Source organism: bacterium (assembly GCA_021372615.1).
Taxonomy (GTDB): domain Bacteria; phylum Armatimonadota; class Zipacnadia; order Zipacnadales; family UBA11051; genus JAJFUB01.
Genome location: JAJFUB010000146.1, coordinates 79,412 through 91,487, shown reverse-complemented (window position 1 = coordinate 91,487; position 12,076 = coordinate 79,412). Strand labels below are relative to the sequence as shown.

The 12,076-nt window shown below is 68.6% G+C and carries 12 protein-coding genes; 3 read left to right on the top strand and 9 right to left on the bottom strand.

The window, feature by feature from the left end; all coding sequences use genetic code 11:
• Positions 1–8: 8 nt before the first annotated feature.
• The 7 genes from LLH23_21365 to LLH23_21335 form a co-directional block, all read right to left on the bottom strand.
• Positions 9–413: a response regulator gene (locus tag LLH23_21365; GenBank protein ID MCE5241020.1), complete on the bottom strand. Its 405-nt coding sequence runs from the start codon at positions 411–413 to the stop codon at positions 9–11.
• Between the two features lie 78 nt (positions 414–491).
• Complete coding sequence (locus tag LLH23_21360) at positions 492–1,727, bottom strand: MFS transporter (GenBank protein ID MCE5241019.1); 1,236 nt, start codon at positions 1,725–1,727, stop codon at positions 492–494.
• 99 nt (positions 1,728–1,826) lie between these two features.
• Positions 1,827–2,498, bottom strand: coding sequence for a TrkA family potassium uptake protein (locus LLH23_21355; GenBank protein MCE5241018.1), 672 nt, complete (start codon positions 2,496–2,498; stop codon positions 1,827–1,829).
• Between the two features lie 88 nt (positions 2,499–2,586).
• Positions 2,587–4,122 carry a TrkH family potassium uptake protein gene (locus LLH23_21350; protein ID MCE5241017.1) on the bottom strand — a complete coding sequence of 512 codons (1,536 nt, stop codon included), beginning with the start codon at positions 4,120–4,122 and terminating at the stop codon, positions 2,587–2,589.
• A gap of 4 nt (positions 4,123–4,126) precedes the next feature.
• Positions 4,127–4,897, bottom strand: coding sequence for a PHP domain-containing protein (locus tag LLH23_21345; GenBank protein MCE5241016.1), 771 nt, complete (start codon positions 4,895–4,897; stop codon positions 4,127–4,129).
• A 41-nt stretch (positions 4,898–4,938) separates the two neighbouring features.
• On the bottom strand, positions 4,939–5,715 hold the full coding sequence (locus tag LLH23_21340; GenBank protein MCE5241015.1) for a sugar phosphate isomerase/epimerase: 777 nt from the start codon (positions 5,713–5,715) through the stop codon (positions 4,939–4,941).
• Positions 5,716–6,387 carry a protein-L-isoaspartate(D-aspartate) O-methyltransferase gene (locus tag LLH23_21335; GenBank protein ID MCE5241014.1) on the bottom strand — a complete coding sequence of 224 codons (672 nt, stop codon included), beginning with the start codon at positions 6,385–6,387 and terminating at the stop codon, positions 5,716–5,718.
• 167 nt (positions 6,388–6,554) lie between these two features.
• Between LLH23_21335 and LLH23_21330 the strand changes: the two genes are divergently transcribed.
• Positions 6,555–7,880, top strand: coding sequence for a PP2C family protein-serine/threonine phosphatase (locus LLH23_21330; GenBank protein MCE5241013.1), 1,326 nt, complete (start codon positions 6,555–6,557; stop codon positions 7,878–7,880).
• Here the strand turns inward: LLH23_21330 and lexA are convergent.
• Complete coding sequence (lexA, locus tag LLH23_21325; GenBank protein MCE5241012.1) at positions 7,864–8,472, bottom strand: transcriptional repressor LexA; 609 nt, start codon at positions 8,470–8,472, stop codon at positions 7,864–7,866. The genes LLH23_21330 and lexA overlap by 17 nt on opposite strands.
• A 128-nt stretch (positions 8,473–8,600) precedes the next feature.
• Here lexA and LLH23_21320 point away from each other — a divergent pair, with 128 nt between their 5' ends.
• Together LLH23_21320 and LLH23_21315 are read left to right on the top strand one after the other, a co-directional pair.
• Positions 8,601–9,341, top strand: coding sequence for a methyltransferase domain-containing protein (locus LLH23_21320; GenBank protein MCE5241011.1), 741 nt, complete (start codon positions 8,601–8,603; stop codon positions 9,339–9,341).
• Positions 9,342–9,421: 80 nt separating this feature from the next.
• Positions 9,422–10,390, top strand: a complete 969-nt coding sequence (locus LLH23_21315; GenBank protein MCE5241010.1) for a hypothetical protein — start codon at positions 9,422–9,424, stop codon at positions 10,388–10,390.
• Positions 10,391–10,444: 54 nt separating this feature from the next.
• Here the strand turns inward: LLH23_21315 and LLH23_21310 are convergent, their stop codons facing one another.
• Positions 10,445–11,968 carry a sigma-70 family RNA polymerase sigma factor gene (locus LLH23_21310; GenBank protein MCE5241009.1) on the bottom strand — a complete coding sequence of 508 codons (1,524 nt, stop codon included), beginning with the start codon at positions 11,966–11,968 and terminating at the stop codon, positions 10,445–10,447.
• Positions 11,969–12,076: the final 108 nt, after the last annotated feature.

Here is a 12,076-nt window from a genome sequence, read left to right as displayed (position 1 = left end):
CAGCCTGTCTATGCTGTTGCGTCGTCCCCCAGCCCCAGCACCTCGCGGGCCTTGGCCATCACCTCATCCACGAACCGGGCGGTCTTCTGCAGGTGCGCGGCCCGCAGCTTCCGGGCCCGTTCCTGCTCGGCCAGCAGCGTGGCCTTGCCGCTGAGCACCACCGCCGGGATGTCCGACCACAGCGGGTTGGCCCGCATGGCCTCCAGCACGTCCCAGCCACTCACCCCGCCGGGCATGAGGATGTCCAGCAGCACCAGTTGGAACTGCTCCTCGGGCGCCAGGCTCTGGCACAGGATCTCCAGCGCCTTGCGGCCATCCGTGGCTTCGACGCACTCGGCGCCGATATCCATGAGCGAGTAAGACAGAACCTGGCGCAGCTCGCGATCGTCTTCCACAATCAATACTCTGGGCACAACGGTCTCCGGTGGGGCGGGCAGTATGCGCATATTCGGGGTGGATGTCCGCTGGTCCTGCCGGGCAGCGCTTGAGTCTCAGACCTTCCGGGGCGCGATTTGTTCCGGGCGCGTCGGCAGGGACAGCGCCACGAACGCGGCGATGATCGGCAGGGCACAGGTCGCTGCCAGCGCCAGGGCCAGACTGCCACTCCACTTGGACAGGAGGCCCACCAGGGGCGCAATGAACCCGGCGACGCCCCAGGTGAAGCCCATGCTGATGGCCGAGGCCATGCTCATGCCGTGGGGCAGCAGGTCCTGGGTCTGCGCAATGTTGACCGACTCCGCTCCCCGCAGCGTCGCGCCGGCCAGGAAGAGCAGCCCCAGCACCGCCACCGGCGGAGCATACAGAGCCCCGTACAGCAGCGGCGGGCTGAGCAGCAACGTCAGCACTGTCATGAAACGGCGCCCGTAGCGGTCACTCAGGCGCCCCCCCGTCAGGTTGCCGACCGCGGCCCCGCCCACGAAGCAGAACAGCACCGCGCCCTGGAACAGTGTAGAGTGCCCCGCCCGGCCCTCAAGGATCTGCATGAAGGTCGCATAGGCGCAGACCGTCGCCGAGCGCAGGACCATCACCACGAAGAGTGGCGTCAGCGGGCGCAGATAGGGTAGTAGGTCGCGCCGCAGGCTGAAGGGCGGCATCTCCGGCTCGTCACCGGCGTTCGGGCGCATCGGCGAGCGCCCCGGGTTGTAGCGCACGATCAGCAGCACCCCGGCCAGCGCCAGCGGCAGCATGAACACGAAGCCCTGCAGGGGCTTCAGGCCCACCCCCAGCCCCCACTCGTGCAGCAGCGGGGCCAGCAGCGAGGCGGCCGCGTAGCCGACAGCGCCCCCGGCCCCAAAGATGCCCATCCCGAAGGCGCGGTAGGAGCCGGAGGCCTCGGCGGCCAGCGAGCCGCCGCGGGGGTGGAACAGGGCGATGCCCAGCCCACTGAGCATCATGCACACCAGGAACAGCGTCAGGTTGGGCATGAAGCCCACGAGCGACATGAACAGCGTGGCCAGCAGCAGCGCCAGGGGGAGCATGTTGCGCAGCCGGTAGCGGTCCACCACGTAGCCGAAGACTGGCTGGGCGAAGTTGGTGGTGATGCCCAGGACCTGGGAGACGAGCCCCAGTGCCGGGTCGCTCAGGCTGAACATCCGCTGGACCGTGAACCACAGCGGCGGCACGAAGTTGGCATACCCGTCACTGAGGCCGTGGCCGAAGGTGCACGCCAGCAGACGCCCCAGGCGCAGGGGGACAACGGGTTCGGTGGAGGGGGCGGTCTCGGGCATGGTTCGCTTCCTACGGCTTCTCACCGGCCAAGAGACATGGTCGGCCCGGCGCTCGGGCGGCGCCGCAGCCGACACACCTTACTGTTCGCGGCCGGCGGGTCACTTCCTGCGTGTGAGGAAAGTCACGATGTCGGGGACTTCTTCCGGGCGGGCGACGACCAGCAGTTCGCTCCGGGGGGCGATCTGGGCGGCCCCGCGCGGGATGGTGACACGGCGCTCGCCATCTATGATGCCGGCAATGACGCAGGTCTCGGGGAAACCGCTGGACTGCGTGAGTTGCTGCACCGTGCGCCCCTCGATGGCGGCGCCTTCGGGGATCTGGACGGCCAATAGCTCGGCCTCGCCGGCGCCGATCTCGGTGATGCGCCGCGCCTCCGGGCGCTCGATGGAGAAGACGATCTCGCGCATGAACATGTCGGCGGCATTCAGGATGTCCGTCGCCCCGGCCAGTTCGTAGGCCTCTCGGTAGCGCGCGTCCCTCATGCGGGCAATCCGCGCCTTGACGCCGAAGCGGTGGGCGAGCAGCAGGAAGGCCAGGTTGTCGGCGTCGTCGCCCATCAAGCCGCAGGCGACGTCGGCGCGCTCGATGCCGGCCTCCTCCAACACACGAATGTCGGTAGCCGACCCGTTGATGACCAGAATGCCCAGTTCGGCATAGAGCTGTTCGCAGCGGTGCTGGTCGGTCTCGATCGCCACGACATCGTGGCGGTCAGCCAGCACCCCCGCCAGCCTGCCGCCGGTCGAACCGGTACCACCGATGACTACATACATGGGTTGTCTCCCGGTGCGGGATAGTAGCCGGCGTAGAGGAAAGGCCTCCGTCCCCAAACCCCAGAACCCAATCCCCAAACCCCAATACCTACTGATGCCACGTCCTGGCGCTGAAGAGCGCCAGGACAGGCAGGATCTCCAGCCGGCCCGCGATCATCCAGACCATGAGCACCACCTTGGACAGCGGCGGCAGCAGGGCCGTCTGCTGCATCGGCATGAGGCTGGGACCGGTGTTGCTCAGCGCCGAGACGGAGAGCGACAGGCACTCGAAGCCGCCATGCGACGAGTCCAGCGCCATGAGCACTCCACCCACCCCGGTGAACACGATCCACGCGAAGGCCATCGCCGCCATGGACTGCACCACGCGGGCCTCGATGACCCGCCGATCGAGCACGACGGGCAGGACGCTGCCCTCGGGGTGAGAGAGCTTGCGCGTCTCCTGGATCAGGCTCTTGCCCAGAACGGCCGCGCGCACGATCTTGAGCCCGCCGGCCGTCGAGCCCGCGCAGCCGCCCAGCATCAGCAGGCCCATGAACACCTGCCGCGCTGCCGGGCCGAAGAAGCTGTAGTGCAGCGGCACCGTCACGTGGCCGGCGCTGCTCACGAGCGAGGCGGTCTGGAAGCTGGCGATGCGGAAGCACGTGAAGCCAATGCTCCCTCCCATGGTTCCGGTCGGGCCGGCCTGGGCCAGCGCCTCCCAGTTCTGCGGCAGAGCCAGGGCCTCGACCGTCACCAGCGCCAGGGCGCCCAGCAGTAGCAGCCAGTAGCGCCGCGGCTCGGTCGCCGTCAACAGCACACTGACGCGTCCGGTCAGGGCCCGGTAGTGCAGCAGGTAGTTGATCCCGCCCAGCAGCATGAAGACGATGGTCGCCAGCTCGATGGCGTAGGCGTTCGGGTGCCCCGCAGCGGCGAATTGGCCCACCCCCAGGTCGTGAGGGGCAAAGCCGCCGGTCGAGGTGGTGGTGAAGGCGTAGTTGATCGCCTGGAATCCCCCGACGCCCAGGATGAGGAGAACCACGAGGTTGGCGACCAGCAGCACCCCATAGATCATCCAGGTGATGGCCACGGTCCGCTGCAGGCTGGGCGTGGGCCGCGGCACATGCACCATCGTGGATTCGGTCTGCAGTAGCCGATGTGCCGCGCTGCCCGGGTAGCTGACCAGCAGGAAGAACGACAGGATGCCGAGGCCCCCGAGCAGTTGGCTCAGCGACCGCCAGAAGATGATCGCGTGCGGCTGGTTGTCCAGGCCCTGCAGCACGGTCAGCCCCGTCGTCGTCAGGCCGCTGACGCACTCGAAGATCGCGTCCAGGCCGCGCAGTGGTGACGTCAGGTGCAGCGGGATCGCCGCCAGCAGGGAGCAGACCGCCCAGGCGCCGGTGCATAGCAGAATGGCCTCGCGCGTGCCCAGCCGCCCCCGGGGGAGCTTCCGCCGCAGCACCCCGCCGCCCAGCGCCGTCACTGCGCCGCACACGACGAACGCCAGGCCCACGCGAACCTCGCCATAGAGCAGACCGACCACCCCGGGCACGATCAGGACCAGACCGAACAGGCCCAGCAGCCGCCCCAGGGAGCCCGTGACGACCAACAGACGGTGTATGAGGTAGCGGCGGTTGCTGCTCCGCATGGGCCTATCTCACCGGCGGATGTCGGTCTGAGAACTTGCGCGGCAGATCAACGACTTGCGACTTCTCGATGCCCGCCAGCTCCATCACCCGGCGGCACCAGCCCTGCGCCCCCACCGCTCCACACGAGTGCGCATCGCTGCCCAGGACGAACTTGGCGTTCTGTTCGGCCATCACGGCCAGTAACTCTGCATACTCCAGCGTGAACTGGCGCTCGGACATGTCCGGGTACCACCAGCTCATCTGGTTCATGATCTCGAAGGCCTTGTCCGCCTCGAACAGGGCCGCGCCGACCTCGCGCAGGCCGCTGCGCGGGAGCTGCGCCGGGGTCACCGTGGCCGGGAAGCGCCCCAGGTTGAAGGGGTGGGCCAGGGCGTGCACCAGCGGGTTCTCGACCATGGCGAGGGTGGTGCGGAAGATGTTCGACAGGTAACGGTCCACATCGGCCGGCGGATCAATGGCTACGCCGCGGGTACAGCCGCCGATGTCCGCCAGCACGAACCGCACGAGGCTGGCGTCGCGGTCGGTGAGGGGCACTGTCCCCATGGAGTCCTGGACCGTGACCTCCAGGCCCGGTACGACATGGATAGGGCTCTCGGCATCGGCCGCCACAATGCGCTGGACGTGGGTGCTGAGGTCATCGGTGTCCGGCCACAGATGGTCGCTGATGACGACCAACTCCAGGCCCATGGCCTCCGCCTGGCGCACGTTCTCCTCGACGGAATTGCGGCCGTCCGAGAACGTGGTGTGGGTGTGGCAGTCGTACGGAATCGCCATGCCAGGGCCTCCTCCGGGAGCAGGCGGGCTGGAAGCCCGCACTACGCGAGCAGTAACCGGATCGCCGCGAGACTCGCCGCCGCGTGTCGCGCCGGGTCGTCCGCAATGTTGAACAGGTCAATCGTGTACGGGCCGGCGTAGCCGACCTCCTGCAGGGCCGCGTGGATCTCGGCCAGCGGCATGTCGCCCTCGCCGGGTGGCAGGTGGCGGTGCTCCCCGCGCGGGAAGTCCTCGAAGTGCACATGCCACAGCCAGGGTGCAAGTTGCCTTACGGTGTCAGGCACGCTCTCGTCGGTGAGCCACGCGTGGCCCAGGTCGAGGTTCACGCCCAGCAGGGAGTGGGGGAGATGTGAGAGGAGCTGCAGCATCTCGCGCCGGCCATGGAGCACCAGGCCGGGCTCGGGCTCGAAGGCCAGCCGCACGCCGTGCTTCTCGGCCTCAGGGAGCAGCCCGGTCTCGACCCACGAGACCAGGGCCTCCCACTGCTCCGCCTCGCTCCCAGCGACCTGGCGGGGCGTGTTGAGGATGAGCAGATCGCTCCCCATCGCCGCCGTGAGGGCGATGCTCCGCTGCTGGTTCGTCAGGCGCTGCTCGGGCTCGTCGTTGTCGCCGTGGTAGCTGATGCTCGCGATCTCCAGGCCCAGGTCGCGCGTCGCCACGGCCAGGGCAGACGCCTCAGCCTCGGTCAGGCGCTCGGGGCGCATGTCGGGATGCTCCAGGCACAGCTCCACGGCATCGTAGCCCATCCGGGCCAACTCCTCCAGCGCCTGTTGCACCGGCCATTCACGGAAGCCTGCGGTTCGGAAGCCGATCCTCATCTAGCGGTCCTTCCACCCGTGTTCGCCCAGGAGGGGCACAAACACGCAGTCTATGCTGCGCTCCAGGTGCAGCCTGCCGCCCTGCCTGGTGTGTATCTCGCAGGTCTGCACCGACCGGCCGCCGACCGGCGCGACGAGGCGCCCGCCCTCCGCGAGCTGCTCCACCAGCGGCTGCGGCAGGGCCGGCGCCGCCGCGGAGACGAGGATGCGGTCGAACGGCGCCGCCTCGGGGTAGCCCAGGGTCCCGTCACCGGCAACGATGTGGACGTTGGTCAGGCCGACTTTCTGAATGGCCCGCCGCGCCCGCTCGGCCAGCTCTGGGACCAGCTCGACGGCATGGACGGCCCTGCACAGCATCCCCAGCAGGGCCGCGACATAGCCCGATCCGGCCCCGATCTCCAGCGCCGTGTGCTCCGGCTCAAGCTGCAGCAAGCTGAGCATCAGCCCCACCATGTAGGGCTGGGAGATGGTCTGTCCCTGGCCGATCGGCAAGGCCATGTCGGCGTAGGCTTCGTCGCGCAGGCCGGGCGGGACGAACTCATGGCGCGGCAGCATGGACATGGCGAGCAGCACACGCTCGTCATGGACGCCGCGCCCCCGGATCTGGTGCTCGACCATCTCCAGGCGGCGCCGCGCGATGAGTTCCGGGTCGGGGGGGCTGGCCGTCGGCATCGTCTGCACCCCTCGGGTAGCTTCCCGGCAGGTTCGACTGAGCGGCATGTCGAAAACGATCTTGAGCGGACTCTCAGGGCTCCGCTCCGTCGCGGCGCGCGTGGGAACTTCGCGCCGGTGCCTCGTGTATATCTTAGCACAAGAGGGGAGGTGAGTGCACATTGCGCATGACGCCGCCAGGTGCGGCTGAGGCTCGCCAGCGTTCGGTCCGCGAGGACTCGGACATCATCGTCGCCCTCATTCGAACTGCCTTCATCATCGCCTATTACATCCTGCGCGCCCACGGCTATCCGCGCCCCGTGGACGGCGACCCTGACGAGCTGTGGCGGTACGCACTCCAACTCCTCGACGGGGTCGTTCTGGTCGCGGCCCTGTTCAACCTCCTGCTCCTGCTGCTGTACCTGCGGGGGATCGTGCTGTGGCGCATGCGCCCCCTGGCGCTGCTGGTGGACCTGGCCATGATCGGGACCGCCATCGCCGTCTTCCGCCAGGCCGGCTATGACGCCTTCGATCTGCTCTACCTCATCATCATCCCGGCCGCTGTCTGGTTCCGGCGCCTGGGCGCCGTACTGGTGGCCCTGGCTGCCACGGTCATCGCGACGGTGATGCCGTACGCGCTGTTCCACGAGCCGGCCCCTGCTGCCGGTTGGTTCCAGGCCGCGGCGGCGCAGGGCGTCTGGCTGCTGCTCATCGGCCTGATCGCCGGCTACCTGATGCGCGCCTGGGACGTCGAGTATGCCGGGGTGCTGGAACTGCGGCAGGAGATGCGCGTCGCGCGGGTGCTGCAGTCGCGCATGTTGCCTGAGCGGGTGCCGCAACTGGCCGGCTACGATGTGGGGCTGGTGTTCGAGCCGGCGCGGCAGGTGGGTGGCGACTTCTACGACCTGCGGCTGCTCGACCCGGACCACCTCCTGATCGTGCTGGCCGACATGTCCGGCAAGAGCGTCTACGGGCTCGTGCACCTGTCGCTGGTGCACTCTCACCTGCAGGCGGCGCTCCGAGAGAGCCTCTCGCCCGCAGCGGCCGCCGCCCATGTCAATGAGACCACCTATGAGGCCCTGCAACCCGAGAGCTATGCCGCCCTCTTCATCGGGGTCCTGCGCCTGTCGGATGGCATGCTCACGTTCGCCAACTGCGGCTATGTGCCGCCCCTCGTCGTCCCCGCCGACCCGGAGGCCCCGGTTGTTCCGCTGAGCACCGGCGGCACCGTCGTCGCTGCCTGGCGCGAGGCGAAGTACCAGGAGCGCCAGATCCAATTGGCGCCGGGCGACATGCTCGTATGCTTCTCAGACGGGATCTCCGAGGCGCGGAGCCGCAAGCGGGAGTTCTTCGGCGAAGAGCGGGTGGGGAAGCTGGTGCAACAGCGCCAGGAGGAGCGGGCACAGGAAGTGGCCCAGGCGGTACGAGCGGCCGCCGGCAAGTTTGCCGCCGAGCCCGGCCAGGATGACATCACGGTGATCGCGCTGCAGCGTCGCCCTACTGATACGACCTGATGACACCGCAGACGCGCCCCAGGATCTGCGCCTCGCGGGTGATGATCGGCTCCAGCGCCTCATTCTCCGGCCGCAGCTCCACGGCATGGCTGTGTTGGAAGAACCGCTTCACCGTGGCCTCCTCGTCCAGCAGCGCTACGATGATGTCGCCGTTGTCGGCGCTCTGCTGGCGCTTCACTACGACCAGGTCGCCGTCCATGATCCCGGCGTTGATCATGCTATCGCCGCGCACGCGGAGGAGAAACAGGTCGCCATCGGGAAAGAGCCCCTCGGGGAGCGGCATGGCCTCCTCGATGTTCTGCTGCGCCAGGATCGGCTCGCCGGCTGCGACCTTGCCCACCAGCGGGACGTAGCGTGAGGGTTGGGCGTGGCGGAAGGGCCGGGGGCGCAGCGCGCGGGTGAGCGAACCGTCGCGCTCGAGATAGCCGGTCTTCTCCAGCGCCCGCAGGTGGAAGTGCACCGAGGAGCTGGAAGTCAGCCCCACGGCCTGCCCGATCTCGCGCACGGTCGGCGGGTAGCCCCGGTCGCGCGTGGTGCTGACAATGCAGTCGAGGATTTGCTGGCGGCGCGGACTGAGGTCGTCGCTGGGCATGGGCTTCCTCCTGGCGTGGCACCCTCCATGGGGCCGCTAGAGCTCACGACGCATTGTAACATCTGTTCGAGGTCCATGTCAAACATAAGTTCGATGTTCACTGCAGCCCGGGGACACGACACCCACGCATGAGAAAGCGCGACTTCCAGGAGCTGTACAACCTCGAGGAAACCTACTGGTGGTTCGTCGGGCGCCGCAAGCTGGTGCGGCAGCTCATCCAGCGGTACGTGAATGACCCGGAAGCCCTCGTGCTGGATGCCGGCTGCGGCACCGGGGGCACGATGAAGGAGCTGAAGGGCGCAGCCAACCTGTGCGGCTGCGACTGCTCGCCCCACGCCCTGGCATACTGTCGCGAGCGCGGCTTCGACCGCGTCGCCGCCGGCGATGTCGCGGCCCTGCCGTATGCCGAGAACACCTTCGCCGCGGTCATCAGTTGCGACGTCCTGGAACACCTGCCGGACGATCAGGCGGGACTGGCCGAGATGATGCGCGTGCTGCGGCCGGGGGGCTGTCTCATCGTCACTGTGCCGGCCCATCGCTTCCTGTGGAGCGAGCACGACGAGGCGCTGGCCCACCGCCGTCGCTACTCCGCGCGGGAGTTGCGCCGCAAGCTGCAGGAGACCGGTGCACGAGTGGTGAAACTGTCGCCCGTAGTCGTGGCGGCCTTTGGCCCCATTCTGGCTTTCCGGCTGGCGCAGCGTCTGCGCCCGAAGCTCCCGGACGAACCCCGCACCGACCTGCGGGTGCTGTCGCCCTGGCTGAACAATCTCCTGATCGGTACCCTCCAGCTGGAGAACTGGCTGCTGCGGTTCGTGGGGCTGCCGGTCGGCACATCGCTGGTCGCAGTGGCGCGGAAGGACGGCGCGTGAGTAGCGGGCAGCCGGCGAATGGCGGCGGGGCTGGCTCGACAGTCGCGGTCTAGACCTCTGACTTCGCGGAGACAGACGCCATGCGAGTGGGTATCTGTCTGGCAGGCGGCACGCAGGAGCTGGCCCGGGTAGACCCGGTCCGGCTGGCCGACTTCGGCTTCGGCCCCCTGTTCATCGGGTGCTATGAGGACGACGTGCACTGGCGGGCCGAGGAGATCGCGACCTTCGTCCGCCGGGCTCGCTCCCGCGGGATGGCGAGCTTCGCCGTCCCCTGGGGCTTCGGCAAGGTCCTCGATCCCGATCCCGCGGTCCCGAGCCTCTACGTCGAGACCCATCCCCAGTCCCTGCAAGTAGACAGCCGTGGTCGCCGCGTCCCCAAAGCCTGCCCGAACGACCCGTACTTCCTCGAATGGTTCTCCTCCAACATGCGCACGCTCGCGTGGATGCTGGAGGTGGAGGGCTTCCTGTGGGATGAGCCCTCGTTCCACCATTCCCGCAGCAACTGGGCCTGCCGCTGTGAGTACTGCCAGCGCCTCTTCCAGGCCTCGTTCGGCTTCGACATGCCGCGGGACTTCAACGAGAAGGTCGCGGACTTCCGCGAGCGCTCCCTGGTGATGTTCCTGCTCGCGGCGGCGGCGGCGGTGCAGTCGGTAGACCAGCGGCTGCAATCGCTCATCATGCCGGCCCCGGTGATGCCCGGCACGCAGGTCCCCGGCGGCACGGGTAACTGGCCGGCCCTGGCGGCCTGTTCGGCGTGCGATGTGCTGTCGCTTTTCGTCCCCTGGCAGCACAACGACGTGCCGATGCACCAGGCCGTGCGGGAGCTGCAGATGGAGGGCGGCAAGGTCGTCGAGCGCTATGGCAAGCGGCACCTCCTGTGGATCGCCGCCAGCCCGAGCCCCCGCGACCGCATCCTCGACGCCCTCCCCGTGGCCGCGGAGGCCGGCGTAGAGACCTTCGTGCTGGCCGACTACGGCAGCCTCTTCGAGGCCGCACACTTCGACCGCATCGAGGCCGACCTGCGACGGGTGATCGCGCAGGTCACATAGCCCACGCGACCGGATGACGTGCTACCCACAGGCGCAAGAGACCGTGCAACTCCTCTACGGCGCATGACGGCCTGGGTCCTGTGCACCGCGCGGAGCAGAGCTGACTCTCGTCACGCTGACCGACCCCTCCTCGTCCATCTTCCGGACGCGCAGTTGTCTCCCGCCGCTGTGGTCGCGCAGCAGTACCGCTGCCTCCGGCGTCTTGACCCTCCGAAGCACAGCCTGGGCCGTGGCCCGGATGGACTCCGTGGGATCGTCCAGCGCGGCCACTACTTGCTCGAAGACCGGCCGCGCCTCGTCTGCCAGTGCCAGCAACGCCGCCTCGTTCCGCATCTGCCCGATGGCCGCCAGGGCCTCCCAGCGGCGCTGCTGGTCGTCATGCTGCAGCAATGGCGTCAGCGCCTCGACTGCCGCGGGCTCGTCCCTCTGGGCCAGGATGAGGGCGGACGCAGACCAGACGCCCTCATCGGCGTGATGCAGCGCCGCCGCTAGCGCCGGAGTGGCCTCACTCCCCATCTCCGCCAGGAGGACACGCGCCTCCACGCGCACCAGTGCGTACTCATCGGCAGCCAGGTGCGGCACGACCTCCGCCGGTGTGGCGGCCCCGCCGAAGCGGAGCTGACGCCACTGGGCCAACTGCCGTGCGGCCTTCGGAGCGATGCGCCCCAGGCGCCGGTCCACCCAGGCCTGCAGCACGAGCGGGCTGAACGGCTTCTGCCAGTACGCATCGGCCAGCTCGTGGCAGAGGGCGTTGCGCGGCTCGTCCGGCGGCAGGGCGCTGACCACGAGGACCGGCGTGAGCAGCGTCTTGCGCTCCGAGCGCAGATGCCGCAGCACCGTCCAGCCGTCCATCCGGGGCATGAGCAGGTCGAGGATAACCAGTGCCGGCGTCTGCCGTTGGGCGAGCGCCAGCGCGGCCTCGCCATCGTGAGCCACGCTCACACGGTAGCCGATGGTCTCCAGGCTCACCTGGATGAGGCGTGCGATGTGCGTCTCGTCGTCCACGACCAGAACCAGGGGGGGACGCTCTTTGCTGGAAGTCGGCATGAGATGACGCAACTCCTTCCGTAGTGTGGCGCGAGCCCGCTGTAGCCGCCCCTTGACGACCTCAGGCGGTGCGCCCAGCATGGCGGCGACTTCCGCCACCGACCGCTGCTCCAAGAGACACAGCCGGGCGACGGCGCGTTGTTGTTCGGGCAGGCGTGACAGAGCAGTCAGCAAGTCTGTGTGCAGGGCGATGTCGCCGCCGGGGTCGGGGATCGGGCAGGGCTCGTCAGGCGACAGGGGGACCTCTTCGGTGGCACTCGCCGACCGCAGCCGCTGGAGCGCCCAGTTACGCGCGATGGCCGTCAGCCATCCCACAAACGCCGCCGGCTCGCGTAGGGATCCGAGCCGCTGGTAGGCTCGCAGCAGCGTTTCTTGCGCCAGTTCCTCGGCCAGGTGGGGTTCGCGCAGCCACTGGCCCCCCAGCCGCACGAGCAGGGGGCGCGTGTGCCGCGCCAGAGCATCGAAGGCTTGCGTGTCACCGCCGCGGGCACGCTGGGCGAGGCTGCATATGTCTGTGTGTGTGAGTGCCATCTGCACCTTGTCCCAATGCCATAGATGCAGCGGCAACGCAAACAGGAACGGCCGGGGCTCTCAATTCCCATGCTGTGGCGTCGCGTCGGTCGGGCCGAACGCCCCCGC

Excerpts from the sequence above, each read along its gene's own strand:
- LLH23_21340 (MCE5241015.1), bottom strand. The coding sequence starts at position 5,715 with ATGAGGATCGGCTTCCGAACCGCAGGCTTCCGTGAATGGCCGGTGCAA.
- LLH23_21360 (MCE5241019.1), bottom strand. The coding sequence starts at position 1,727 with ATGCCCGAGACCGCCCCCTCCACCGAACCCGTTGTCCCCCTGCGCCTG.
- LLH23_21315 (MCE5241010.1), top strand. The coding sequence starts at position 9,422 with ATGCGAGTGGGTATCTGTCTGGCAGGCGGCACGCAGGAGCTGGCCCGG.
- LLH23_21320 (MCE5241011.1), top strand. The coding sequence starts at position 8,601 with ATGAGAAAGCGCGACTTCCAGGAGCTGTACAACCTCGAGGAAACCTAC.
- LLH23_21310 (MCE5241009.1), bottom strand. The coding sequence starts at position 11,968 with ATGGCACTCACACACACAGACATATGCAGCCTCGCCCAGCGTGCCCGC.
- LLH23_21355 (MCE5241018.1), bottom strand. The coding sequence starts at position 2,498 with ATGTATGTAGTCATCGGTGGTACCGGTTCGACCGGCGGCAGGCTGGCG.
- LLH23_21335 (MCE5241014.1), bottom strand. The coding sequence starts at position 6,387 with ATGCCGACGGCCAGCCCCCCCGACCCGGAACTCATCGCGCGGCGCCGC.
- LLH23_21350 (MCE5241017.1), bottom strand. The coding sequence starts at position 4,122 with ATGCGGAGCAGCAACCGCCGCTACCTCATACACCGTCTGTTGGTCGTC.
- LLH23_21330 (MCE5241013.1), top strand. The coding sequence starts at position 6,555 with ATGACGCCGCCAGGTGCGGCTGAGGCTCGCCAGCGTTCGGTCCGCGAG.
- lexA (MCE5241012.1), bottom strand. The coding sequence starts at position 8,472 with ATGCCCAGCGACGACCTCAGTCCGCGCCGCCAGCAAATCCTCGACTGC.
- LLH23_21345 (MCE5241016.1), bottom strand. The coding sequence starts at position 4,897 with ATGGCGATTCCGTACGACTGCCACACCCACACCACGTTCTCGGACGGC.